17 protein-coding genes are annotated in these 26,587 nt (G+C 44.8%); 12 read left to right on the top strand and 5 right to left on the bottom strand.

Annotated elements, in window-relative coordinates; all coding sequences use genetic code 11:
* Positions 1–249: 249 nt before the first annotated feature.
* The 9 genes from K1X61_13195 (at position 250) to cadA (ending at position 10,668) form a co-directional block, all read left to right on the top strand.
* Positions 250–1,527: an efflux RND transporter permease subunit gene (locus K1X61_13195; protein ID MBX7109601.1), complete on the top strand. Its 1,278-nt coding sequence runs from the start codon at positions 250–252 to the stop codon at positions 1,525–1,527.
* Complete coding sequence (locus K1X61_13190; protein ID MBX7109600.1) at positions 1,524–3,434, top strand: efflux RND transporter permease subunit; 1,911 nt, start codon at positions 1,524–1,526, stop codon at positions 3,432–3,434. The genes K1X61_13195 and K1X61_13190 overlap by 4 nt, the downstream gene beginning before the upstream one ends.
* Positions 3,431–4,690: a TolC family protein gene (locus K1X61_13185; protein MBX7109599.1), complete on the top strand. Its 1,260-nt coding sequence runs from the start codon at positions 3,431–3,433 to the stop codon at positions 4,688–4,690. Before K1X61_13190 ends, K1X61_13185 begins: the two co-directional genes overlap by 4 nt.
* 1 nt (position 4,691) lies before the next feature.
* Positions 4,692–5,945, top strand: a complete 1,254-nt coding sequence (locus tag K1X61_13180; protein MBX7109598.1) for an efflux RND transporter periplasmic adaptor subunit — start codon at positions 4,692–4,694, stop codon at positions 5,943–5,945.
* A 2-nt stretch (positions 5,946–5,947) separates the two neighbouring features.
* Positions 5,948–7,051: an efflux RND transporter periplasmic adaptor subunit gene (locus K1X61_13175; GenBank protein MBX7109597.1), complete on the top strand. Its 1,104-nt coding sequence runs from the start codon at positions 5,948–5,950 to the stop codon at positions 7,049–7,051.
* A gap of 7 nt (positions 7,052–7,058) precedes the next feature.
* Positions 7,059–7,631 carry a hypothetical protein gene (locus K1X61_13170; GenBank protein ID MBX7109596.1) on the top strand — a complete coding sequence of 191 codons (573 nt, stop codon included), beginning with the start codon at positions 7,059–7,061 and terminating at the stop codon, positions 7,629–7,631.
* 66 nt (positions 7,632–7,697) lie between these two features.
* Positions 7,698–7,958: a hypothetical protein gene (locus K1X61_13165; protein ID MBX7109595.1), complete on the top strand. Its 261-nt coding sequence runs from the start codon at positions 7,698–7,700 to the stop codon at positions 7,956–7,958.
* 227 nt (positions 7,959–8,185) lie between these two features.
* Positions 8,186–8,605: a hypothetical protein gene (locus tag K1X61_13160; protein MBX7109594.1), complete on the top strand. Its 420-nt coding sequence runs from the start codon at positions 8,186–8,188 to the stop codon at positions 8,603–8,605.
* A gap of 41 nt (positions 8,606–8,646) precedes the next feature.
* Complete coding sequence (cadA, locus tag K1X61_13155; protein ID MBX7109593.1) at positions 8,647–10,668, top strand: cadmium-translocating P-type ATPase; 2,022 nt, start codon at positions 8,647–8,649, stop codon at positions 10,666–10,668.
* A gap of 31 nt (positions 10,669–10,699) precedes the next feature.
* Here cadA and K1X61_13150 read toward each other — a convergent pair whose 3' ends face one another.
* From K1X61_13150 to K1X61_13135, 4 genes are all read right to left on the bottom strand, one after another.
* Positions 10,700–11,920 (bottom strand): site-specific integrase, encoded by a 1,221-nt coding sequence (locus K1X61_13150; GenBank protein MBX7109592.1) that lies wholly within the window; start codon positions 11,918–11,920, stop codon positions 10,700–10,702.
* 530 nt (positions 11,921–12,450) lie between these two features.
* Positions 12,451–12,957 carry an aminotransferase class I/II-fold pyridoxal phosphate-dependent enzyme gene (locus K1X61_13145; GenBank protein ID MBX7109591.1) on the bottom strand — a complete coding sequence of 169 codons (507 nt, stop codon included), beginning with the start codon at positions 12,955–12,957 and terminating at the stop codon, positions 12,451–12,453.
* 63 nt (positions 12,958–13,020) lie between these two features.
* Positions 13,021–13,419 carry an aminotransferase class I/II-fold pyridoxal phosphate-dependent enzyme gene (locus K1X61_13140; protein ID MBX7109590.1) on the bottom strand — a complete coding sequence of 133 codons (399 nt, stop codon included), beginning with the start codon at positions 13,417–13,419 and terminating at the stop codon, positions 13,021–13,023.
* A 288-nt stretch (positions 13,420–13,707) separates the two neighbouring features.
* Complete coding sequence (locus tag K1X61_13135; GenBank protein MBX7109589.1) at positions 13,708–16,131, bottom strand: DUF5686 and carboxypeptidase regulatory-like domain-containing protein; 2,424 nt, start codon at positions 16,129–16,131, stop codon at positions 13,708–13,710.
* A gap of 385 nt (positions 16,132–16,516) precedes the next feature.
* On the opposite strand from K1X61_13135, the gene pbpC reads away from it, so the two are divergent.
* The gene (pbpC, locus tag K1X61_13130; GenBank protein ID MBX7109588.1) at positions 16,517–18,802 is read left to right on the top strand and encodes a penicillin-binding protein 1C; all 2,286 of its coding nucleotides are present in this window, start codon (positions 16,517–16,519) and stop codon (positions 18,800–18,802) included.
* Between the two features lie 1,239 nt (positions 18,803–20,041).
* Here the strand turns inward: pbpC and K1X61_13125 are convergent.
* Positions 20,042–20,887 (bottom strand): nuclear transport factor 2 family protein, encoded by an 846-nt coding sequence (locus K1X61_13125; protein MBX7109587.1) that lies wholly within the window; start codon positions 20,885–20,887, stop codon positions 20,042–20,044.
* Positions 20,888–21,344: 457 nt separating this feature from the next.
* Between K1X61_13125 and K1X61_13120 the strand changes: the two genes are divergently transcribed.
* Together K1X61_13120 and nifJ are read left to right on the top strand one after the other, a co-directional pair.
* Positions 21,345–22,979, top strand: coding sequence for an NAD(P)-binding protein (locus tag K1X61_13120; protein ID MBX7109586.1), 1,635 nt, complete (start codon positions 21,345–21,347; stop codon positions 22,977–22,979).
* Between the two features lie 4 nt (positions 22,980–22,983).
* Positions 22,984–26,580, top strand: coding sequence for a pyruvate:ferredoxin (flavodoxin) oxidoreductase (gene nifJ, locus K1X61_13115; GenBank protein ID MBX7109585.1), 3,597 nt, complete (start codon positions 22,984–22,986; stop codon positions 26,578–26,580).
* Positions 26,581–26,587 lie beyond the last annotated feature (7 nt).

Below are 26,587 nucleotides of genomic sequence, written 5' to 3'. Positions count from 1 at the left end.
TGCTTCTTTACAGATCAAAGCAACGTAGATCTGGAGAAGAAATCTTGCAAAGTGATTTTAGCAATTCAACAATAAAAGGATTTTTGATGAAAGGGCTTAAAGTAAACTTCATGTGTTACTGATGTGATATTTGTCAACCAAGACTATGATAAACATCATACGCTGAAAAAATTCAATCGAATAATTTCACATCAATTCACGCTGTGAATGCAGGAGTGGTTGTTTTTATAACATTTTACTCATAGAATGATGATTGAAAAAATAATTTCCTGGTCAATTCATAACCGCTTTCTTGTGTGGGTAGGAATAGTCATGATTATTGTGGGTGGCGTTTATTCAATTTATACAACTCCGGTGGATGCACTCCCTGATTTATCGGAGAACCAGGTGATAGTTTTTACAGAGTGGATGGGACGCAATCCTCAAATCATGGAGAACCAGGTTACCTATCCGCTGGTATCGAACCTGCAGGGCATTCCAAAAATAAAATCGATTCGCGCAGCATCCATGTTTGGCATGAGCTTCATTTTCGTTGTGTTTAATGATGATGTGGATATTTACTGGGCACGCACCCGTGTTTTGGAACGATTGAATTATGCGCAGAAGTTTTTACCTCCCGGAATCACTCCGTCACTTGGTCCTGACGGAACAGGGGTTGGTCATGTGTTCTGGTACACCCTTGATGCACCCAATTACAATCTTGGTGAGCTGAGAGCCTTGCAGGACTGGTATATAAAATTTGCTTTGCAGCACGTAGAAGGTGTGAGCGAAGTGGCTTCGTTCGGAGGTTTTCAGAAACAGTACCAGGTTTCAATTAACCCTTACAAACTTTTGTATTACAACATTCCCATGATGGATGTTGCCAAAGCTGTTTCAGCAAATAACAAAGATGTGGGTGGAAGTTTATATGAATTCAATGATGCCGGATTGATGGTGCAGGGACTTGGTTATATTGAAAACATTGAGGACATCAAAGAGATTGCTGTGGGAAGCTACAAATCTATTCCAGTCAAATTGAGTGATATTGCCACAGTACAAATGAGCAGTGATTTGCGTTTGGGAATTACAGAAGAGAATGGAGAAGGAGAAGTGGTGGGGGGAATTGTCGTGTCGCGTTACGGGGAAAATGCAAAAGATGTGATTGAACGCGTGAAAATAAAAATGAAGGATGTGGAAAAAGGTTTGCCGGAAGGAGTGAAGTTCAAAATCGTTTACGACCGCAGCAATCTTATTCTTGCAGCCATTGATACTCTGAAAGGCGCATTATGGCAGGAAATTCTGATTGTATCGTTCATTGTTATCATTTTCCTGTTCCACCTTAGAAGCGGATTAGTTGCCATCATCTCCATCATTCTATCTGTTTTGATTGGCTTTATCCTAATGTCTCTTTTTGGAATTACTTCAAACATCATGTCGCTGGGTGGAATTGCGCTTGCAATCGGTGATGTAGTTGACCCAGCAATTGTGATGACAGAGAATGCATATCGCTCACTGACCGATTATGCCCTTAAAAAGAAAGCAGAATGAAGGAGAGAATTGCAAATACTAGGGAGCTTTCAGACGAGGAAAGGATAAAAGTTGTGGAGAAGGCGACCACTTCCCTTGGCCGTTCTGTTTTCTTTTCTGTAATCATAATGATCATTTCTTTTTCACCGATTCTGTTTCTGACCGGACAGGAAAGTAAATTATTTTCTCCATTAGTCCTCACCAAAACATTTTCACTTATTGGCGCTGCCATTCTTGCCCTCACAGTGTCTCCCATGCTGACAAGGAGCCTGGTAAAGGGAAAACTGATACCGGAGAGCCGTAATCCCATTTCTAATTTTTTCGTTCGCCTCTACACTCCGGTTCTTCTCTTCTGTCTCAACTGGAAAAAAACAATTCTCATCATCTGCGCTGCAATTGTTATAGGCAGCATTCCACTGATTATAAATCTCGGTACAGAGTTTATGCCTCCGCTTGATGAGGGTTCGTTACTGATGATGCCGGTAACACTTCCAGATGTTTCCAACTCAGAAGCAAAACGGATTTTGCAGGTGCAGGATAAAATATTAAAAAGTTTTCCTGAAGTAGAAAATGTTTTAGGGAAAGCCGGAAGAGCTTACACAGCCACAGATAATGCACCCATCAGCATGATTGAAACTATTGTCATCCTCAAACCAAAATCACAGTGGCGAAAAAAAATGACAAAGGAAAAGCTCATTGCTGAAATGAATGAGAAAGTTCAGATTCCCGGAGTAACTGTCGGATGGACGCAACCGATTATCAATCGTATCAACATGCTTTCCACGGGCATCCGCACCGATGTGGGCGTAAAAATTTACGGCCAAAGTCTCGACAGTATCTATGACCTTTCATTGCGCGTAGAGAAAGCATTAAAGGGTGTTGAAGGTCTTGCTGATTTGTATGTGGAACAACTTACCGGCGGAAAATACCTAAGCATAAAAATCAACCGCAGGGAAATTGCGCGGTATGGATTGAGTATAGATGATGTAAACATGCTGATAGAATCCGCCCTTGGCGGAATGATTGTAACAACAACAGTCGAAGGCAGACAACGATTCAATGTAAGCATTCGCTTAGCGCAGGATTTCAGGAACGATATTTCTGAAATAAAACGGATTCCGATTCAAACTTCACAGTATGGTCCGGTTCCGCTTTCAGCAGTGGCCGATATTTCCATCAACGAAGGACCACCTATGATAAATTCCGAAAATGCTTTATTGCGCGGAACAGTTTTATTTAATGTGAGAGGAAGGGATATGGGAAGCGTAGTAAAGGACGCGAAGGAAAAAATTGATGAAGCGTTCAAAAAACTCCCTAAAGGTTATTTTATTGAATGGAGTGGGCAGTATGAAAACCAGGTGCGTGCGGAAAACAGGTTAAAGATTATTATCCCCATTGTAATTCTCGTTATTGGTTTCATCCTTTATTTCACTTTTCGTTCTCCGAAAGAAGTATTCATGGTTTTCATGGGTATTCCGGTTGCGCTCGTTGGCGGTGTTTATTCACTCTATTTCTATGATGTAAATTTTTCTGTTGCCGTTGCTGTTGGTTTCATAGCGCTATTCGGTGTTGCAGTGGAGACAGGTGTGCTTATGATTGCTTACCTGAATCATTCGGTTGGTGAGTTGGTTCATAGTAATTCAGGCATCACTTCCGGTGATCTCAGAACAGCAATTTTCAACGGAGCTACCCCACGCGTACGACCCATTCTGATGACAAACCTTGCAAATATTCTTGGCTTGATCCCTATACTTGCATCAACAGGAGTTGGCAGCGATGTAATGAAACCAATTGCCATTCCATTTGTATTCGGGTTGATTACCGCCATCTTTTTCACCCTGATAATTCTGCCCCTGATCTACGAAATAGTGAAAGAAAGAGAACTCAAAAAATACGGAAAGCTGAAAGTGTTAGACATTAAAGAATGAGAAAACTAATTCAACATATTATCGCTGTTTTGCTGATGCTTCCTTCTGCATCATTGATTGCTCAGGATACTACACATCTGAGTTTGCAAATCATTTTTCAAAGAATTGAATCATCGTATCCTGAAATCCTGATGTATGATTCAAAAATAAAATCCATACAGGCTCAGGCAGAAGGTGCAAAAAGCTGGATGCCGCCAACCGCTTCATTCGGACTTGACAGGTTTCCTTATGATTTTAATATGCTCGATTCAAAGGATGACCCTATGAACCAGGCAGGGTTGATGTTTTCCGTTGAGCAAATGATCCCGAATAGCGGAAAGCTGAATGCCAAAAGAAATTACATCAGTTCTCTTGCAAGTGTCCAGCAGAATGATGCCGAGTGGACAAAAAATATTCTTCGCAGTAATGCAAAGCTGCTCTATTACCAGCGATATGTAGCAGAGAAAAAAATAAAAACAGTGAATGAGAGTGTTCAATTGCTTAATCTTTTTATTGCCACTGCTAATGAACGGTACAAATACAATCAATCCGACTTGAGCACCATTTACAAAGCGCAGGCAAAAACCGCCGATTTGAAAAACATGCAATTGATGTTGCAATCACAAATTGCCGAGAGCAATATCGGATTGAATATTTTGATGAACCGCGCCATCAATACTTCATTCAGCATTGACACAGGCATAGCATTAAATAATTATGAAACACTCCTTTTTGATGATACTTCAGCTCTAAAGCGAAGCGATATTCTTTCAATTGAAAGCTTCATCACATCAATGGCTTTGAATCAGAATTACATGTCCTCTTTTAAAAGACCGGACTTCGGCCTAAAAGCTCAGCATATGCAGATGTTCGGAATGCCGAATCAGTTTTCTGTGATGGGAATGATGACCATTCCGATTGCTCCCTGGTCTTCAAAAATGTATAAGTCGGAGGTGAAATCAATGGGTTTTGAAATTTTAGCCATGCAGAAAGAAAAAGAAACCATGCAATTGATGGCAGAAAAAATGATTTCAGAAAAAATTACCATGCTGAGATATGAAAAAGAACAACTGAGAAATTACGAGAGCGAAATCATTCCCTCGTATCAGAAAAATCTGGAAACATCCTTATTGGCTTACAAGCAAAATACAGGAAGCTTTTTCATACTGCTCGATGCATGGGATATGACATTGATGAAGCAAATGGAATACCTTGATAAGCTGAACAGCGTATTGAAGCTGCAGGCAGAATATGAATTTGAAACTGAAAGAAAATAAAATGGACAAGACGGTTCTGCATATTATCATCATTCTTTTTTTAATTGCCGGTTGCAGCAGCAATAAAAAGCAGGAGAGCGATGAAAATAATTCGATGCAGGACATGCCTGAAATGAAAACGGAGGAGATGTCAGGAATGAATCATCAATCAGATAAATCAGACACCGGGTTTCAGAATGTTTTAGCTCCTGCAAACAAAATGATAATTTCCAATGCGCAAACCATTCATCCAATAGTTAAGAATATTTCTGACACTATCTATGCTGCCGGATACATTGCATTTGATGAAAGAAGAAATAACAAAGTTGCAATGCGTGTGGCCGGAAGAATCGAAAAACTGTATCTGAAATACAATTATCAGTATGTGTATAAAGGCGATAAAGTGCTGGAGTTGTACAGCCCTGAATTAAATACTTATCAGGAAGAATTCCTGCATCACCTGAAAACAAAAAGTGATTCAAATCTAATTGATGCAACTAAAAAGAAATTAAAATTACTCGGACTTTCCGTAATGCAATTAAATGAAATTGAAGCAAGCGGACAACCGCTGAAATCAATTACCATTTACAGTCTCTATGACGGATTTATTCTTTATGATCTTCCGCAGCAGCAAAATAGTTCATCCCAAAATGCTTCTTCTGTATCATCAGGCATGAACGGAATGAACGGTGGTGAGGGTGCACAACAATCTATAGCCGCAAATCAAATGCAATCAGGTGCAAAAATCAGTGAAGGCGATTATGTAAGCAAAGGACAAACATTGTTTGTGCTGAACGATTGCAAAGAAGTGTATGCCATTGTTGCCTTTGATGCAAATGAAGGCGCGGAAATAAAACCAAACCTTCCGGTGAAAATAAAAAGTCAATTGCTGCCGGGCGAAACGATAAATGCAAGCATCAGTTTTATGGAACCTTCATTTAAAGAAGGACAAAAATTTCTACAGGCAAGAGTATATCTAAAAAATGAATCGTTGAACTTAAAAGTCAACTCAATCGTAAGCATTGAATTTGCAGAAACCGGAAAATATCTTGTAGTTCCTTCTTCTTCTGTATTGTCTCTTGGCAACAGAAAATTTGTCTGGCTCAAAAAAGAAAGTTCGCAGCAGGGAAGTAAAATGTTACAGGCAAAAGAAATTAAAGTCGGAAAAGAAACAGGCGGATACATGCAGGTAATTTCAGGAATTACTGCACAGGACGAAATTGCAAAAGATGCCGGTTACCTGCTCGACAGCGAAAGTTTGATTAAACCCGAATAGAAATGTGTACATCAGTAAAATTATCATCTGTAATACTTCTGTTTTTGCTCTTTGGATGCAATAAGCCAAAACAAGAAACGGATGAACATGCAGGAATGGACATGATGGATAACATGATGCACCTCACAGCACAGGAACAGGATTTAATCCAGCTTGCAATTGACACCGCGCAAATCAAAACCATTTTTGAAACAGCAGCATTCACCGGCAGTGCCGCCGTTGATGAAAATAGTATCAGCAGCATCAATTCGCGTGTGAATGGAAGAATAGAAAAATTGTTTGTGCGTAATCCGGGTGAGGAGGTAAAAAAGGGGCAGCCACTTTACTCTGTTTACAGCGAAGAACTCCTATCCGATGAAAATGAGTTTCTTCTTTCAATTGAACAGCAATCAAATTTTACAGAGCAAAAGAATACCGTGGACGCTTTGTTGGAGGCATCACATAAAAAACTTTTGCTGTGGGGTTTAAGCGAAACACAAATAAATGAATTGGCAAAGAATAAAAAATCCTCTCCAACACTAACCTTTTTCAGCAATGTAAGCGGATACTTATCAGCATTGAATATCAGCGAGGGCGAATATGTTTCAACAGGAACTCCTCTTTTCAAAATTGCTTCATTAGAGACCATTTGGGTGAATGCCGGAATTTATCAGAATGAAATTTCGTATCTCCTTCAAAACCCTGAAATTGAATTGGAGTTTGAAGCATTGCCTGACGAACTTTTTAAAGGACAAATCATTCAGAATCCGCCTATCCTCGATGCCGGCAAACAAGTTGCTGCAGTTATAATTGTTGTCCAAAACAATGCAAGTAGAATAAAACCGGGGATGATGGCAACGATTTCTGTAAAACGCAATCAGAAAAAAGCATTGGTGATTCCTAAATCGGCTTTGGTGCTATCGAAAGAGATTTCAGTCTGGATAGAAACAAAGCCAGGCATGTATGAAAGCAGGATGGTTAAAACCGGAATTGAAAATAAAACGGAAGTGGAAATACTGTCGGGCATCGAAGAAGGTGCTCTTGTTGTTTCTTCCGGTGCTTATCTGTTAAACAGCGGTTTTGTTTTAAAGAATGGAGCCAACGCGATGGGCGGTATGAAAATGTGATTGCATCATGAAAAAAGAAATAAATCCCGTTCTAAAGCAATCTCTACTCAAACATGCGGAGATAAGCATATTGCTTAATTCTTATAGCGATATATTTTCTGCTTTTGACCCAAGCGAATATTCAGAAAGAACATTATCAGATGATTTTGTCCTACAGGCTCAAAAATTTTCCAAAACAAAGGATGGAAATAAAATGTCTTTAAAACTATTATTACCGGCTTCGGCAAGAAAGGAGCAGGACGAAAAAGTAATCATTAAAAGACTTCATTCACATTTCAAAGATGCTTATCAGCACGTAAAAAGTGATATAAGGAATACAAACAGGAAAGGGATCACATTTACTGTTATAGGCATAGCTTTAATGCTAACAGCAAGTTATCTGTCTTACATGAAACCTGAAAAATACCATCTTCATTTTTTACTTGTATTATTTGAACCGGCAGGATGGTTTTTGTTGTGGGCCGGACTTGACCACTTAGTGTATCTCTCCAAAGACACTAAAATGGAATTGAGTTTCTATTCTAAAATGACCAGGTTGGAAATAGATTTTTTAAATATTAAAGAGGCCACCCATGAATAAGGTCGAATATCCCATCATCGATGCTCAGTCCTTTTCAGCCAAACTGAAAATCTAAAATCAGAAGAAATGAAAACAATGCAAAAGCAAATCAGCATTCACGCTTCTCCTGAAAAAGTTTTCGCATTCATGGATGATTTGTCGAAGACAGGAATGCACATGCGCGAAAATTCAATGATGATGATGGGCAGCAAACTGGTTCTTGAACAATTGCCGGGACCATCGAAGGGTGTTGGAGCAACATTTCATTGGGAGGGGAAAGTGATGGGAATGCCGATTGAAATAATTGAAACAGTGACAAAGTGGATTGAAAGCCAGGAGAAGGTTTGAGAAACTATCGGAGCACCAAAAATCATTTTGCTCGGATGGTATCGCATGATTTTGAAAACTGAACCATCAAAAGAAGGAACCCTGGCCTCGCTGCAAATTGACTACACGCCGCCGGGTGGATGGTTTCATAGCGTTCTTTACTTCTTACTGGCGCACTGGTATTGTAAATGGTGTTTGAACAACATGCTTAATGACACTAAAAAACAATTTGAGGTAAATTCTCTGTAATGAATTATAAACCCTATTCGGCAATAATTTTGGCATTCGGAGGATTTCTTCTCATTTGTGTGGGATTATACTTCATTTTTCTTCGGCCCCCCTTATTGCCAGAAGATTTGCGATATATGAAATCAACTTTGGAAAGCACACAAGAGCAGATTCCCGGTCTTTTGAATTGGTTATCCAAAGTATTTTGGGTAATGGGAGGTTACATTTTCACAGCCGGATTGCTGACCGTTTTCATAGCCTTTACATCGTTTCGAACACGAGCGCGCGGAGCATTTGTCGTTGTTGTCATTGCAGGACTTTTTTCAATTGTCTCTATGACAGCTCTAAACTTCATGATAGGATCAGATTTCAAATGGGTATTGCTGGCTTTTACATTACCCTGGGTAATTGCGCTAATTCTTTATCGTCTTCATAAGTAATAAAATTGAAAATGGAACATCAACAACCGGGCATGCCCAAAATGGATCACAGTAAAATGGATCATTCACAGATGGATCACTCCGGACACGGAGCTATTCCAATGGGAATGGAAGGCCACAATCATCATAAAATGATGATTGAAGACTTTAAAAAAAGATTTTGGGTCTCTTTGATTTTAACCATTCCTGTACTGTTGATCTCAGAGATGATTCAAAAGTTCTTGGGTTTCAATTTTACTTTTGCTGGAGATAAGTATGTGCTTTTTATTCTTTCCTCCATTATTTTCTTCTATGGAGGATTGCCGTTTCTGAAAGGGTTCATTTCCGAGATCAAAGCAAAGAATCCTGGGATGATGACATTGATCGCAATGGCAATTTCAGTCGCCTACTTCTATAGCAGTGCGACTGTTTTTGGCTTGCAAGGAATGGATTTCTTCTGGGAGCTTGCCACATTGATAGATATTATGCTCATTGGTCATTGGATTGAAATGAAATCAGTTCTTGGTGCATCAAAAGCATTACAACTGCTCGTCAGTATGATGCCTTCAGTTGCGCACAAGGTTCACGGTGAACACGTCATGGATGTGAATTTGGAAGAATTACAAAAAGACGATGTGATCGTAGTAAAGCCCGGAGAAAAAGTCCCCGCTGATGGCATTGTGGTTGAAGGCGAAAGTTACCTGAATGAATCCATGCTCACCGGTGAATCTAAACCCGTGAAGAAAGAAGTGAATAGTAAAGTGATTGGCGGCTCCGTCAACGGAAATGGTTCAGTTAAAGTAAGGGTGGAGCATACAGGCAAAGACAGCTATCTGAATAAAGTGATTACGATGGTTGAAGAAGCACAAAAGTCAAAGTCGAAAATGCAAAATCTTTCTGACCGTGCTGCAAAATGGCTGACGTACATCGCCCTCTCGGCCGGATTCGGAACGCTTGCGGTTTGGCTACTGCTTGGTTTTCCATTTGTATTTGCATTGGAAAGAATGGTAACAGTAATGGTGATTTCATGCCCACACGCTTTAGGATTGGCTGTGCCTTTGGTTGTTGCCATCTCCACTGCGATATCAGCACAACATGGGTTACTTATTCGAAACAGAACAGCATTTGAAGAATCCAGAAAAATTTCCGCCATCGTTTTTGATAAAACAGGAACACTGACTAAGGGTGAATTTGGTGTGACGAGAATTGAATCGCTGTCAAAAAACTATACTTCAGATGAAGTGTTACGAATTGCAGGCGCTTTGGAATTGTCATCCGAACATCCTGTTGCAAGCGGTATTATGAGAAAAATAAAGGAGAAGAAAATCTCTATTCCAAAACCGGAATACTTCAAGGCTATTCCCGGCAAAGGAGTGGAAGCAATGGTCGAAGGTAAAGAGGTAAAAGTTGTTAGTCCTGGATACTTAAAGGACCAAAAAATTTCGGTTCCCGATAACACTTTTAGTTCTGAAGCCGAAACTATAGTCTTTCTTTTAATCGATAATCAACTCACAGGTTTTATTGCGCTCGCTGATGAAATAAGACCTGAATCAGCAGAGGCAATTCAGAAATTCAAAGATAACAACATCAAAGTGTACATGGCAACTGGAGATAATGAGGTGGTTGCAAAATCAGTAAGTCAGCAGCTCAAACTTGATGGATATTTCTCGGAAGTATTACCGCACCAAAAAGTAAAGATCATAAAAGATTTACAGGATAAAGGAGAGTTTGTGGCTATGACCGGTGACGGAGTGAATGATGCACCGGCGCTTGCTCAAGCAGATGTTGGAATTGCAGTTGGTTCTGGTACCGACGTAGCTGCAGAAACAGCTGACATTATTTTAGTGAATAGCAATCCGCAGGATATTCTCAATTTAATTCTATTTGGCAAAGCGACTTACAAAAAGATGATTCAGAATCTTGTTTGGGCTACAGGATACAATGCCTTTGCAATCCCCTTGGCAGCAGGGGTGCTTTATGCATCGGGTTTTGTCTTAGGTCCGGCAATAGGCGCAGTTTTCATGAGTTTGAGCACAATCATAGTCGCCATTAACGCACAATTATTACGAAAAAACTTGAATTAATTGTATTACTTGGACAAGTTCTATTCAGAAATCAAGTTCCTTCCATGATCTTAGCATTGTAGTCATCAAGAATATTATTGGGTAATGCCTTCAAGTAAATCTCGGTTGTTTTTAAACTTGAATGCCCAAGCATTGAACTAATGGCATTAATGGGCACTTGTTGGAGCATTGCCTGTGTAGCGAATGAATGTCGGCTAACGTAACTCGTTAGATTTTTCTCAATACTACAGGATGTTGCTAATCTTTTTAATTTTTTATTATAGCGTTTCCGCGCCCATTGAATATCCTTATCCTGTTGTTCAGGTTTCTCTCTTTTGAGGATGGGAAAGATATATTCTGTTTCCCTTGATGAGGCAAGATAGTGATCAAGTATAGCCTTTAATTGATCTGAGACTTTTATATCGTAAAGCTTTCCGGTTTTTCTGCGGCGATAAAGAATCCGGCCCAATTGAAGGTCAGTTTTCTTCAGATAAGCAAGATCGCTGAAATTCATCCCATACATCATGTAACTGGCTACAAAATAATTCCTAGCATTAAAACAGGGATGCTCCGGGCCCAACTCCAGTTCTATGATTTTTTTTAGCGACTCCCATTCAAGTGCGCGTTTTTCCGTTGGAATGGATTTGATTTTGTAAACCTGAAAAGGATAGAGATCCTTTTCAACAAGTGCAGATTTGATAGCCTTATTATAAATGGCGCGAATGGTGCGCATATATACGCCCAGTCCATTTGCAGTATTTCCTTTGCTGGTATGACTTGTTTCAAAGTTACTGAGAAAAGAATAGGTGATGCCCTTAAAAGGCAAGTCCCGGTCTTGATTAAACTGCCGGACAACGTTATAAACGCAATTGTAAGAGCGTGCTGTCCCAAATCGACCAGCCTTTTTTAATTCCTCAATTAGTTGTTCAGTAAACGTAAAAAAGGATTGGCTTTCGCTGGCCTGATGAAGCCGATTTTTGAGATCAGCCACTGAAATTGCATTCAGGTCGCCGTCCTCATCTAGCTTCATAATCACATCCATGGCTTCCGATTTCTTTTTTTGCAGAAGGTTATTTAACCTTGCGACAGTATCAACCCCTTGATAAGATTTTCGAACGAGTCGATTTTTTTCGTCCCAATCTTTTTCTTTCAGGCTGATGCCGGTAGGAATGGATGTGGTTCTGCGATTGTGGCCAAGACGCATCACCAACGGAAATGAACCGTCTTTTTTGCTGCGCCGGGTGTCAAGTGAGAGCACAATATTGGTATTCATAGAGTGTAAAGCTAAGAAAAATTTGCACACCACTTGCACACAAAATCTGATTTTTTATGTTTCAAAATGAATCAACGATGTAACGTTTAGCTATGAGATGAGAGAGGGTTTGCATCAAATCAAACCAGATAAATACGTTAATCCTGTGTCTCTTAATCAGCGGGTCTAGGGTTCGAGTCCCTACGAGGACACTTATTGGTTTGAATGGCTAATTGATGTTTTTACGCGGCCTATTGACTGTCGCATTAATTTATCCGGGTTAATTTTGAAGCTATCTCAAAACAGGCAATCAAAGCGGTCATGCCGGATTTATTTCGGCATCTGTCAATGAATTGAACAGATCCTGATCCTGATCAATCGGGACAGGATGACTCCGGGTATTTTGAGATAGCTTCTGATAACAGACTGGTACATCGTTTTATCAATCCGCATTCATTTTCTTCCCTCAAAGGTTGACTGCAAACAGTCGTGTGAAGGTTTCAGAATTTTTCCGGATCATCAGTGGGCAAAACACAGCGTTTCCATATTACCTATGTTATTGCATATATGAACTTTTGCATTTCGTCCATAGTTCCCACTGTTATTCGTGTCCACCTGCCGTCTTCTTCGAAGATATTTGTCCCTTGAATGTTATTGCTTTTAAGCAATGCAAAAAAGTCTTTCTGGTAATTTGTCAGTGAAAAATAGATGAAGTTGGTGTGAGATGGTATGCAGGCAATGTTGCGTTGTGTCAGTTGGCCAATGGTATATTTTCTTGCTGCCTCATTTTTTGTGTAGCACTGTTGCAAGAATGCATCATCGTTTAAAGATGCTATGGCACCAACTCTTGATACCACACTTACATCTCCGCATGACCAGGTTTGCAGTGCACTGATTTTTTCTATCATGCTGCTGTGTGCAATGGCATAGCCGATGCGGGCACCTGCTAATCCGTAAATTTTTGAAAAGGTTTTTACAACAACCAGGTTATTATTTTCAGTAACAAGGTTGCTGACGGAAGCCTGGTCTGTAAAGTCGAGGTATGCTTCATCAATCAATACGGTTGTTTTTTTTGTCGCTTAGCTGATGAATGAAACAAGTGCTTCGCGATCGCAGATTGTTCAGGTCGGGTTGTTTGGATTGCACACATAAATAAATTTTGTGTGCGCGGTAATCGCTGCCAGCATGGCTTGCAGATTGTGTTTTTTATCTGCGGTAAGCGGAACGGTTATTTTTTTCAATCCCGCTTTTTCTCCGGCCTTTGACCAATTGGTATAGGAAGGTGCTGCGACAACAAAGCTGCCTTGCTGCATGGCAAAATGGTGAACGAGGGTGTCTAATATTTCGGTTGAACCGGCAGCAATTAAGATATTATCGTCGGTAACATTGTTTTTTATCGCTATTGCTGCAATCAGATCTCCTGTAATGTTCCAGTTATACCTGTTGCTGTTAAGGATGCTGTCAGTCATTGCCTCTCTTGCCAGCGGAGAAGGCCCGTAAGGATTTTCATTTGAACTCAAACGAATCACGTTGTCGACTGCCGGGCGTGGTGACAGCAGCTGGGTTGCCGGTAAGCCAAATGATTTCAGTTGCGTTAAACTCAGCCCTGCAACACCTAAGCCAACCTGCCGCAACTATTTCCTTCTGTCTGTCTGCATGATTGTTTGTTTTTTTGTTAAAGCAGAAAACTGGCCCGGTTGCTTGCAGTATACGCTGTCACTATACGTTTGACGATACCGGCTGAATAACGTACAGGGGTGAAGATTATTGAAACGCAAAGGGAAAGAAGTACGCGTCTGTCAGTGTTCCTATTTAAAGTTATAGGACCAGCTCAGCTTCATGGCAAGATTATCGAACACGTTACTGAAAGCATAAGGCCCGTAACGGTAAAAGACACCTCCGCCGATACTCAGCCGCGCAATGCCGAAGAATTTCTTCCCGGCCAGGTTATTAATCATCAACCCGGATTCAAAATAACCTTTCTCCATGCTTCTGATCCTTGTATTCAGGTGATCTTCCGGATGTGATAATTTTCCCCAGCCAATGTTGGTGACAAAAACAAAGTTGGGTTGAAATTTTCCCCAGCGGATAATATTGCTTTGGAAATCCTGCCGGAAAAATACCGAGGCGAAACCATTACTCACAAATTCATTGGAACGCATGGTCTGAAAACTGTTGGCGGAAAACAAGCCCAGCAGCGAGTAACTTGACCGGCCGCTGAACAGATCTGTGGCCGGCATGTCGGTATTCACCCATCCGCCTTCGAGGGTGATGTTGGTAATACCGATTGATTTTGTCGGAAAGGCATAGCTGAATTTGGTTTCATACTTCGTGTAAGTGAATTCACCATTGATAAACCCATTGATGCCTTGTGTTACCTGCAGCCATACCGTCGGGTAACCCATGTTAATCCAGTAATACCGATCGAGTGATTCCACGATGCGTTCTTTATAGGAGAAACGGGCCGCCGCCTTAAACCCTGCAAAATCAAACTGATCCTGCACCACCGGTTCACCGGAATGTGAATTGACGAAGGCATAAGAGCTCGTCGGATCTTTATGTACATCAAATGCCGTAAGCTCCAGGTTCACATATTTTCTGATCCGCGAGGTGAATGCAATTTCTTTACGTTCGGCAAAATCAAAATTGGTGATGGTGTAGTTTCTGGAATTTTCATTGTTGCCCCAGTAGCTGCCCTGGTAATATTCCGTGCCTCCGCTTTCTTCATAACTCATCGAGTAGTTGAAAAGGAGCTTGATGTTTTTCGGATAATATACTTTCCATTCAAAAAAGCCACCGTATTTCCAAACATGATCATGGAGCCCGTAACCCGCGAATCCGCCGACCTTGTATTTGCGCATCAGGTCGCTGTTTGTTTCCAGCCCCATGCCAAGGCGGATGCCTTCCTGCCGGTTATATTTAATCACATTATAGAGCTGAATGCTTACATAATTTAACTTAAGGTTTCCATCCTGCAGCGAACTCAGCATATTGATCTTATTGTCGAAGTTGTTTTTACTGCCCACGCTGTCGAGCAGGCTGTAGGTGGTCTTCTCGCGTTCTGTCAGCGTGACTGCCCGCTGTGTATTCCAGTAGTCGTCGCTCTTCTTCGCCGCATCTTCCAGTATGTCTATACCCACACCGTCAAAATCTTTCCGCGTAAGCGGCGGATTGATCGTTACTTCCGTTACATGGGTAGTGCCGGTCATGCTCACTTGCAGCCCATCAATGAAAAATTTCTTGAAGCCGATGTTCGTATTGATCTGCGAAAGGAACCAATGCGTGCTGTCTGCCTTTGCATACCGCTGTTCAATTTTTACGAACAGTGTAGCCAGTGAAGTATCCGAAGGTTCAGCCACCACATGCTGAATGGCATAGCCATCGGAATTGATTTCAATGATGCCTTTCAGGGAGGAGAAATGTTTTCCTTTGGCAGGATTATAGGTCATCACAAAAACAGTATCCTGGCCGGAGTACACGGTATCAATAATGTTGAAGAAGTAATTGTTCCAGCTGTTGGGGCTGATGGGATTCACGAAATCAGTGGTGGTGATATTGATGAATGGTTTGTAAAAGTTGGTGGTCTGAAACTCAGAAGTGAGTACCGTGAAGTTTGGATTTTGCAATCCGGAAACCTTTTGCGCCATCACTGTTTCTTTGGTGAGGTCGGGCTCGAGGTGTATGCGTTTCACCACCGACTCCATCACCAGCAGGTGATGCTGATCAACATACCTGAATAACTTCGTGTGCGACGAATCACGCAGCGCCTCCGCATTGGGTATGCCCGTCAATACAAATTTTTCATACGCCGTGTAGGCATAAGACCGCAGGTTTGCATAGTTATTTTTTTCGCGGTTTTTTACAGCGGCCTTTATGATCCTGTTTGCCGGATTTTCGCCGGCCAGCACTGTAATATTATCCAGTTCTGATTCTTTGTGCACGAGATAGACATTCAGCCAGTTACTTGCGTCTGCAGCGGAAAATGTTAATCGCTGCGACCGGTAACCAACCATGCTGAAGGTGAGGGAGGTGAGAGGTTTAGCAGACCTGATTACAAAATGCCCTGATGAATCAGCCCTTGTGCCGGTTGTATTGTTGTCGTTGATAATGATTGTGGCGTAGGAAATGCCGCCGCCGCTTGCCGAATCCATCACGATACCCTGCAAAGATATAGGCTGTGCCCGCACCATAACGGGCAACAACAGCAGCAGTATGAAGAAACCTTTTTTCAAAATTTTACGCCGTAATAATTGCCGGCAATCAAAACGCGGGGTAGCGGCAAAGATACTACTACGGTGTAACATACATTGAATGGACGCAGCCTCACTTTCATTCAAAGCATTTTTGTAGCACACCATCGCTTCGGGTGAAGACAAACCCGGAAAACAGCAGCCACTACGCAACGTATTTTTTCTGATAGCGGTGCCGTTGATTACGGTTACAATACAACGTGCCAGTCTCCTGTCCTGAGCACTTCGTTTGCCTGTGGCAGCAAGACCTCCGCCATCGCCAATGTGTTAATTACTAATTTCACCTGAAGTTTTTCTGCCTCGCATGTTGGAGCGTTCATTTGACTGGATAAAAAAGCTGTTTCACCGGTACTTCCATAAAAATTGGATGCGCCGTTCGGTTTATACAGCATGCGGATTGTTGTTGCTATTCCTGCTCTTGAATGCGTTATTCCCGTTGCGTATTAAACTGCACTATTCGCAGATCATCACCGCCGCCGATGGCAGTGTGTTACATGCATATCTGAGCAGCGACGAGAAATGGCGGATGAAAACCGAGCTGCAGGAAATAACACCCGTTTTGAAGAAAGCCATCATTTACAAAGAGGATAAATATTTCTACTATCATCCTGGTATTAATCCCGTGGCTATTGTGCGGGCGATGTTCAACAACCTGCTGCAATCAAAAAAAACATCAGGCGCATCAACCATTACGATGCAGGTGGCACGCATGCTGGAGCCCAAAGAGCGGACCTATTCAAATAAACTGGTGGAGATAGGCAGGGCATTTCAACTCGAGTGGCAGTTCAGCAAAGATGAAATACTGCAACTCTATCTCAATCTTGTTCCTTATGGCAGTAACATCGAAGGCGTAAAGAGTGCGTCCTTGATTTACTTTCAGCAGTCGCCCGATTACATGAGTCTTGCACAAACCGTAGTACTCACCATCATTCCCAACCGGCCTTCATCGCTCATCATCGGCAGAGACAATGCGTTAATCATTGAGGAAAGGAATAAATGGCTGCGCCGCTTCGCGAAGGATAAGATTTTTCCGCAGGCAGAAATTGAAGATGCCTTGCTCGAACCCATGAATGATGTGCGTCATAATGTGCCATCGCTGGCGCCGCACCTGTCGCTTCGCCTGGCGCAGATGTACCACGATAAACCGATCATACATTCCTGCATCGATCAGAAGAAGCAGGAAAAGGCGGAGAACATAGCCTTCAATTATGTGCAGCGCATTCATTACATGGGCATCACCAATTGTGCCGTGCTGGTGATAAACAACAAAGACAACAGTGTGGAAGCTTATGTTGGCTCTGCGGATTTTAACAACAGCAGTGATCACGGACAGGTGGATGGCGTGCGTGCCATACGGTCGCCGGGCAGCACACTGAAACCATTGCTCTATGCATTAGGGTTTGACAGGGGAATCATTACGCCGCATTCAGTGATCGCCGATGTGCCGGTGAACTTTCATGGATACCTGCCGCAGAATTACGACAAGCAGTTTCGCGGCAACATCACAGTGGAAACGGCACTGGCCAATTCGCTGAATGTGCCTTCGGTGAAAATGCTGGAGTTGCTCGGTGTGCAGTCATTCATCGCGCAGCTGAAGCTGGCCGGATTCAGGCAGGTTGCAGCAGACAAAGATAAACTCGGCCTGTCGGTGATATTGGGTGGCTGTGGCGTGAAACTGGAAGAGTTGACAAACCTCTATGCCTGCTTCGCCAATCAGGGTATCTGGAGAAAACTTGTATGGACACAGCAAAACGCAAGGGCGGATTCCTTCCGGTTGCTGACCGGTGCATCGGCATACATGACAACAGAAATCCTGACGCAACACCTTCGTCCTGATTTGCCCAACAATTATGAAAGCAGCATGCACCTGCCAAAAGTGGCATGGAAAACCGGCACCTCGTACGGCAGGCGTGATGCATGGAGCATTGGTTACAATAAGGAATTCACGATCGGAGTTTGGGTTGGTAATTTTTCCGGCAATGGTATTCCCGAACTGACCGGTGCCGACATTGCGACTCCGTTGCTCTTTGATTTATTTAACACCTTATCGTATAACTCCGCCAATGATTGGTTTAAGATGCCGTCATCACTTGATTTCCGGTATGTCTGCGCTGAGTCGGGTTTGCCGCCCAATGAGTTTTGCAACGAACAGGTGATGGATTATTTTATGCCCGGCATATCCACGATGCAAAAATGCAATCACCTGAAAGAGGTTTTTGTTTCCGCAGATTCAGCGATTTCCTACTGCAGGAACTGCCTGCCTGAGAACGGCTATAAGAAAAAATGGTACCCGAACCTGCTGCCCGAAGTGGTTGCCTACTACGAGTTTCAGAAACTGCCCTATGAAAAGGTGCCGCCGCATAATCCGGCCTGCAGCCGCATCTACACGCAGAATGCACCGGTCATCACATCGCCCACTGACGGGCTGCAATACCTGCTGGAGAAAGATGAACAGCAACAGCTGCAGCTTACCTGCCACGCCGACAATGAAGTGAAAACGGTGTATTGGTATATTAATAACAGGTTTTATGCCACAGCCGGAGTGCATGATAAAATCTTTTTCACGCCCGAGGCCGGAAGGGTGAAGATTTCCTGCACGGATGATAAGGGCCGTAACAGTGATATCGCGATTGTGGTGGAATATCTGGAGTGACCTGGAGAGAAGGGAAAAATCGAAGTCTGTGGTTGATGATTGCAGGATAACATACTTCTTTTCGTCTGTATGGCATCAATTGCCGTTGGTAGAAGCCTGTGGCAATGGATAACGGCGTAACTGCGTTTTGCGGGCATAGTTGCTATTCCAATGCATTAACAAATATTGCAATCAGGAGAATGACCTCTACCACCAATAAGTCATCCCGAACTTGTTTCGGGATCTTATATTGAAAGATGCCGAAATAAATTCGGCATGACGCTTCCTGCTGGTATGACGACCGCCAGCGGTGTAACATTGTTCAATGGTAACACAGCCTTAGACCATCATAATCGCGATTCAAGAGCAATAACTAAAACTGCAATCAAGCTAATGACTTCAACAACCTATAAGTCATCCCGAACTTGTTTCGGGATCTTTATACTAAAGATGCCGAAATAAATTCGGCATGACGCTTCCTGCTGGTATGACGACCGCCAGCGGTGTGACGCTGTTCACTGGTAACACAGCCTTAGACCATCATAATCGCAATTCAAGAGCAATAACTAAAACTGCAATCAAGCTAATGACTTCAACCACCAATAAGTCATCCCGAACTTGTTTCGGGATCTTTAGTATTAAGATGCCGAAATAAATTCGGCATGACGCTTCCTGCTGGTATAACGACCGCCAGCAGTATGAAGCTGTTCACTGGTAACACAGCCTTAGACCATCATAATCGCAATTCAAGAGCAATAACTAAAACTGCAATCAAGCTAATGACTTCAACAACCGATAAGTCATCCCGAACTTGTTTCGGGATTTTATATTGAAAGATGCCGAAATAAATTCGGCATGACGCTTTCTGCTGGTATAACGATGAACACTGTTAACAGCGTCCTAAAACATTATCCAGTCTATCAAGTGGTAATTGCAAAAGCTACAATCAAGCTAATGACTTCAACAACCTATAAGTCATCCCGAACTTGTTTCGGGATCTTATATTGAAAGATGCCGAAATAAATTCGGCATGACGCCTTTACCGGCATAACGCCATTCATTGGCATGACGTCATTCACCGGGATGACGCCATTCAATGGCAGGACGCCATTCATTGGCATTACACCCTTCACAGCCATGACGTCTTTCGCACGCATGTCAACAAATGGACTTCAATCGCCGTTGATTTTATGCAGCGGAAGCAGTTAGCCAACAAAATTTCAATTTCGGCTGCAATAATGCCATCAACACAACCTACAATCAGTGATCATAACTCGCCACCCTGGTAATTTTCCATGCTCCGTCTTTCCAACGCCATATCATGAGGAATTTAAAAGTGCCGCAGTCCATCTTGCCGTTTTCAACATGGCAAAACTCATGCGCCCCGATCTCCATCGCACCATAGTCTTTCACCGGGAAAACTTCCAGCGTTTCTTTCAAAAGCCTGCGTTGTACGTTGTATCCCTTCGCGAACAGGGTTTGTAAACTTTCGATATTCTGATCATAAGTAGTCAGGCCTCCCTGATCATGATAAAATTCAAGGTCTTCATCAAACATGGTTTTGATCTTTTCGATATCCTGCCTGTTATAAGCCGCGAACAACACACTATCCATAGCAGCGATTTCATGATACAGTTTACTTTGTGCGATAGAATCCTTCGCATGCTCACTCATCACCACAGCGGGCCCGTCATTCCATTTTGCAACAGGTAATATAATGCTGACAGCTGTTGTTGACAGGATGCGGTTATCACTGGTTTCCCAAACCGACTGATCATGTATGAATTTGTATTCCAGTTGCAATGCATTCGCACCGGATTCAAATGTTATGGTGGCTTCATACATATTATCATGGTCAGCATCTGTCATCGCATAAGTTTTATCCCACGACAATGGCGCCACATTACCACGGATGCCTGCGGAAGCAGGGTCTTTCACGTTTTTCATTTCTCCCGTCAGATCAATCTTAAAGGTGACGGTTATTTTTCTAGCCGGCTTTGCTGCATCGTGTCCGCTTGCCATTAGTGCCATTACATGCGGCATGCTCAGCAGCAGCACGGGAAAAAATATTAATGCACGGGCGGTTTTGGAAATCTCGTATTTCATAGTGTGGTTCTATCGTGTCTGCTGTGCCTGAACGCAGGCTGACGCCATGCAACCGGAGCACATGAATCTTCGCCGGCAACTGCTTGTACTGCTTCCATCACCTTCCTCTCAGGTTGGATGAAGCCTGCAGGATTAATAACCGGGGCCAGTGTCAGTGGTGCAGGTGAAAAAATGTGTAACGAGGTCATCTGAAGTTTGCCGGGGAAAAAGGATACAGCTCTTACTCAGTTATCATGCATCACCGGTCTCCTGCTTTAAATATAATAATAGCAGGATTATGGCAGCCGGGAAATGATGGGCACTGCCTTGCTATCAGCTGTTGCAGTCTTTCCGTATTTGAAAAAGAAACATGATTACAATCAATGCGTCGTATGACAATTGTCAAGCTATTTTCTGGCCAAAACCGGGAATTTTCAGTTTCGTTCGCATTCATTCATCAGTATCCATAAATAATACCATCGTGTCGACCACCGATATCACGAAACCCATCGACATGGCCGGTCATCCACAGGGAACCGGGCCATTGCGAAACCGCCGGCCCATTTACCTCGACTTCATGCCACCCTGCAACAGCGCCTGTCCGGCCGGTGAAAACATTCAGGCATGGCTTTCCCTCGCGCAGTCCGGTGATTACTTCGCGGCTTTTCAAAGCCTCGTAGCCGACAATCCTTTTCCTGCCATCATGGGCCGTATTTGTGTGAAGCCCTGCGAAACCGGTTGTAATCGCAACCATATCGATACTACCGTGAATATTCATGCCGTAGAGCGGTTCATCGGCGATGAAGCGATCCGGCTGCAATGGCCGATCAATACACTGTCTGTTCCTGCGGGCAAACGTGTGATGGTGGTTGGTTCCGGTCCGGGCGGATTATCTGCTGCCTATCACCTCGCCCGCATGGGTTATGAAGTAGAAGTTTTTGAGCGCGGTCCGCTGTTGGGCGGATTGCTGAGAACAGGAATTCCCGAATACCGGTTGCCTAAAAATATACTCGATGCGGAAACTGAACGCATTGAAAAGCTGGGTGTGAAATTCCACCTGAATCATGAAATAAAAGACCTGCTGAAGGAAAAACAGGACGGCCGTTTTGATGCTGTTTACCTTTCCACCGGCGCGCAACATATCAATGGGGCACGCATCCCGACAGACGGATCGGTCCGCATAACGGATGCCTTCTCCTTCTTTCAGGAAGCAGCAACGGACAGCCTGCCTTTTCATAATAAAAAGATCGCTGTCTATGGCGGCGGAAAGCTGGCACTCTATCTCGCCCGTATCCTCAAACGGTTTCATTCGGAGGCGATGGTCCTGTTTCCGGGCGATAAAAAACTGATGCCGGCCTATGACTATGAAACCGACGACGCACTAGCCGAAGGGGTTGAAGTGCAACTGCTGAGGAGTATTTCCAATATCGAAAAGAAGAAGCTTACCCTTGAACAGATGAAGGTTGAAAAGGGAAAAGCGGTGGGCACCGGTGAAATGGAAACCTTGCCGGCCGACCTGGTCATTGTTGCCATGGGGCAGGAAGCTGAAACCGGCTATCTGCAGCCTTTGAATGGCATTCAGCTGAGAGAAGACGGAACCGTGGTGATTGATGCGGAAAGGATGACCGGCTACCGCGGAATTTTTGCCGGCGGTGATATGCTGCCGGGTGAAACGCGCAGCGCCACTATTGCCATTGGCCATGGAAAAAAGGCGGCGAAGTACCTGGATGCTTACCTGCGCAACGAAACCTTCGTGAAAGGGGAGAAGCACCCGACGGCCGGCTATCGCAAGCTGCAGATGTGGTACAAAACGGAGGCGCCGCTGATCGCACAGCAAAAACTGCCGCCAAAAGTGGCGGTGAGGAATTTCGATGAGGTCATCAGCGGGCTCACTGAGCCGGAAGCCCGTTATGAAGCGCAACGATGCCTGAGCTGCGGCAATTGCTTCGAGTGCGATGGATGCTTTGGCGCCTGTCCGGAAGATGCCATTATCAAACTCGGCGCCGGCAAGCGGTATAAATTCAACTACAGCCTCTGTACCGGCTGTGCCGTTTGCTACGAACAATGCCCATGTCATGCGATTGAAATGATCCCGGAACCAGTCAAACTCTGAAACCATGTCAGCAAGTAATAAAAATATAGCCATGATTGATGGCAATGAAGCCGCGGCGTACGTGGCGTATCGTGTGAATGAGGTTTGCGCCATCTATCCCATCACACCCTCTTCCACCATGGCCGAGCTGGCTGATGAATGGAGCGCCAGAGGCATTAAAAATATTTGGGGCAATGTCCCTGATATCATCGAGATGCAGAGTGAAGGCGGTGCTGCCGGCACGGTGCATGGCGCCCTGCAGACAGGATCGCTCACCACCACTTTCACGGCTTCACAGGGGCTGATGCTGATGTTGCCCAACATGTATAAGATTGCCGGAGAACTCACTGCCTGTGTTTTTCATGTGGCGGCACGTTCGCTCGCGGCGCAGGGCTTGTCCATCTTCGGCGACCATCAGGATGTGATGGCGGCACGCACCACGGGCTTTGCCATGCTGGCTGCTGCCGGCGTGCAGGAAGCACATGATTTCGCGCTAATTGCGCAGGCGGCAACTTTGCGTTCGAGGATTCCTTTCATTCATTTTTTTGACGGCTTCCGCACCTCGCATGAGGTGAATAAGGTGGAGTTGCTGCCCGATGAAGCAATCAGGTCGATGATTGACGATGAGTTCGTTCTGGCACACCGCAGCCGCGCACTCAACCCCGACCATCCTTTTATCCGCGGCACCGCACAGAATCCCGATGTATATTTTCAGAGCCGCGAAACGGTCAACGGCTACTACGACAGCACGCCTGCTATAGTGGAAGCGGTGATGCGTGATTTTGAAAAAGTGGCGGGACGGCATTATGAACTCTTTCAATACAGCGGTGCCGCTGATGCAAAGCAGGTCATCATCATCATGGGTTCGGGTGGTGAAACGGTGGCGGAGACCGTGGATGCACTGAACGCTTCCGGCGAAAAAACCGGTGTCATCCAGGTACGGTTATACCGGCCTTTCTCCGTAACGCACCTCTTAAATGCGCTCCCGGCATCTGTTGAAGCCGTAGCCGTGCTCGACCGTACCAAGGAGTCAGGTGCCTCGGGCGAGCCGATGTACCAGGATGTGCTGTCGGCATTCGTGGAAGGGCTGCAGCAAGGGAAGCTGAAAAAGATACCGCAGGTTATTGGCGGCCGTTATGGGTTGTCATCCAAAGAGTTCACACCGGCCATGGCGAAAGGTGTATTTGATGAATTGAAGAAAGCCGCACAGTCAACCGGCAATGCCCTGCTTAAAAATCATTTTACCATTGGCATCAACGACGATGTCACCCATACGAGTCTGCCGTATGATCCCGCCTTCTCACTCGATGAGTCGCAATGGCGGCAGGCTTTGTTTTTTGGTCTTGGCGCCGATGGAACCGTAGGGGCTAACAAAAATACCATCAAAATCATCGGGGAAAACACCGCGCTGTATGCACAGGGCTATTTCGTGTACGACTCCAAGAAGTCAGGCGCCCGCACTGTTTCCCATCTGCGCTTCGGGCCGCGGCCGATACGAGCGCCTTACCTCATCGGCAAAGCGGATTTCATCGCCTGCCATCAGTTCAACTTCGTAGAGAAGGTGGAGATGCTGGAGATGATTAAGTCCGGCGGCACTTTTCTGCTGAACAGTCCTTATGATGCCGCAGCTGTCTGGAACTACCTGCCGGCTAATGTGCAGTCGCAGATCATCACCAAAAAACTGAAATGTTACGTAATAGATGCCACCGCCGTGGCAAGAGACACCGGCATGAGTGGCCGGATCAATACCATCATGCAAACCTGTTTCTTCGCGCTGAGTGGTGTACTGCCGAGGGAAGAAGCCATCGCGCAGATCAAACATGCCATTGAAAAGACCTATTCAAAAAAGGGAAAAGCCGTGGTAGAGCAGAATTTCGCGGCGGTAGATGCCACGTTGGCGCATCTCTATGAGGTGACGGTTCCTGACAAGGTCACGGCTACTGCCGGCCTGCACGCTGTGGTTTCCGCCGATGCGCCGGACTTTGTGAAAGAGGTTACAGCTGTGATGATGTCGGGTCACGGTGATGACCTACCCGTCAGCAAGATGCCGCACGACGGAACCTATCCAAGCGGCACCACGCGGTGGGAAAAGAGAAACATCTCCGACCTTGTTCCGGTGTGGGAGCCCGGCATCTGCATACAGTGCGGCAACTGCGCCTATGTCTGCCCGCACAGCGTGATTCGCGCCAAGTTCTATCATGCAGATTTACTGGAAGGCTCACCGGCATCTTTTCAGTCGGCGCCGATCAATGCGCGCGGCTTCCCGGAAACAAAATATACGCTGCAGGTATATGCGGAAGATTGCACCGGATGCAACCTCTGCGTGGAGGTATGTCCGGCCACTGCACCCGGCAACCATTCACTGAAAGCCATCAACATGGCGGAGAAAGAACCGGTCATCAGCCAGGTGAAAGAGAACATTGCCTTCTTTGACAAGCTGCCCTGGAACAACCGCTCCACCATCAATTTCTCCACCGTGCATGGCGCGCAATTCTTGGAGCCGCTCTTTGAATTCTCCGGTGCCTGTGCCGGCTGCGGCGAAACACCTTACCTGAAGCTGCTGTCGCAATTGTTTGGCGACCGGCTGCTGGTTGCCAATGCCACCGGCTGCTCTTCCATCTATGGTGGTAACCTGCCCACCACGCCATGGACCACCAACAGCCAGGGGCAAGGGCCGGCCTGGTCTAACTCTCTTTTCGAAGACAATGCGGAGTTCGGGCTTGGCATGCGCATCACAGCCGATCAGCAGCTGGTGATGGCAGAGCAACTGCTGAAACAGCTCGAGCCTGAGCTCGGTGCCACCATGGTACACGACCTCCTCAGCGCTCCGCAATTGCAGGAGTCGGAGATCGTGGCGCAACGTAGCAGGGTGCAGGAGTTGAAAGTGAAGCTGGCTGCTATTCCAGGCAGTACCGCCAGCCACCTGCTCTCGGTGGCCGATCAGCTGGTACGCCGGAGCGTGTGGCTCGTCGGCGGCGATGGCTGGGCTTATGATATCGGCTATGGCGGCCTCGATCATGCACTGGCCACCGGCAGAAACATCAACATCCTGGTGCTGGATACGGAGGTTTACAGCAATACGGGTGGCCAAAGCTCAAAGGCCACACCTACCGCCGCCACGGCCAAGTTTGCCGCTGCCGGCAAACGGGGAGGCAAGAAGGATCTGGCCTTGCAGGCTATTTCTTACGGCAATGTATACGTGGCCCGCATTGCATTTGGTGCCAACCCGCAGCAGGCACTGCTGGCCATGCGGGAAGCCGAGGCCTACGATGGCCCTTCGCTGATACTTGCCTACAGCCATTGCATCGCCCATGGATATGATCTGAAAGATGGCTTGTCGCAGCAAAGCAAGGCGGTGTCGAGCGGCTATTGGCCGTTGCTCCGCTATAATCCTGTGCTGCGAACAAAAAAGCAAAACCCCTTCATACTTGATTCCACACGGCCCCTGATACCGCTGAAGGAATTTGCCTATAACGAATTACGCTACAAAGTACTCACCCACACCAACCCTGAAGAAGCGGCCTCGCTGATGTCGCTGGCACAGGAAATGGTGAACCTGCGCTGGAAGAATTATGAAGAGCTGGCCACCAAGAGCGCCAGTGATTTTGTGCCTGTAGCCTGAACAAAAA

Source organism: Chitinophagales bacterium, assembly GCA_019694975.1.
Classification (GTDB): domain Bacteria; phylum Bacteroidota; class Bacteroidia; order Chitinophagales; family UBA10324; genus JACCZZ01.
This window is presented reverse-complemented; position numbering and strand designations above follow the sequence as displayed.

Bases quoted from the DNA above. Each gene is read 5' to 3' on its own strand.
- K1X61_13195 (MBX7109601.1), top strand. From the start codon at position 250: ATGATTGAAAAAATAATTTCCTGGTCAATTCATAACCGCTTTCTTGTG.
- K1X61_13190 (MBX7109600.1), top strand. From the start codon at position 1,524: ATGAAGGAGAGAATTGCAAATACTAGGGAGCTTTCAGACGAGGAAAGG.
- K1X61_13185 (MBX7109599.1), top strand. From the start codon at position 3,431: ATGAGAAAACTAATTCAACATATTATCGCTGTTTTGCTGATGCTTCCT.
- K1X61_13180 (MBX7109598.1), top strand. From the start codon at position 4,692: ATGGACAAGACGGTTCTGCATATTATCATCATTCTTTTTTTAATTGCC.
- K1X61_13175 (MBX7109597.1), top strand. From the start codon at position 5,948: ATGTGTACATCAGTAAAATTATCATCTGTAATACTTCTGTTTTTGCTC.
- K1X61_13170 (MBX7109596.1), top strand. From the start codon at position 7,059: ATGAAAAAAGAAATAAATCCCGTTCTAAAGCAATCTCTACTCAAACAT.
- K1X61_13165 (MBX7109595.1), top strand. From the start codon at position 7,698: ATGAAAACAATGCAAAAGCAAATCAGCATTCACGCTTCTCCTGAAAAA.
- K1X61_13160 (MBX7109594.1), top strand. From the start codon at position 8,186: ATGAATTATAAACCCTATTCGGCAATAATTTTGGCATTCGGAGGATTT.
- cadA (MBX7109593.1), top strand. From the start codon at position 8,647: ATGGATCACAGTAAAATGGATCATTCACAGATGGATCACTCCGGACAC.
- K1X61_13150 (MBX7109592.1), bottom strand. From the start codon at position 11,920: ATGAATACCAATATTGTGCTCTCACTTGACACCCGGCGCAGCAAAAAA.
- pbpC (MBX7109588.1), top strand. From the start codon at position 16,517: ATGCGCCGTTCGGTTTATACAGCATGCGGATTGTTGTTGCTATTCCTG.
- K1X61_13125 (MBX7109587.1), bottom strand. From the start codon at position 20,887: ATGAAATACGAGATTTCCAAAACCGCCCGTGCATTAATATTTTTTCCC.
- nifJ (MBX7109585.1), top strand. From the start codon at position 22,984: ATGTCAGCAAGTAATAAAAATATAGCCATGATTGATGGCAATGAAGCC.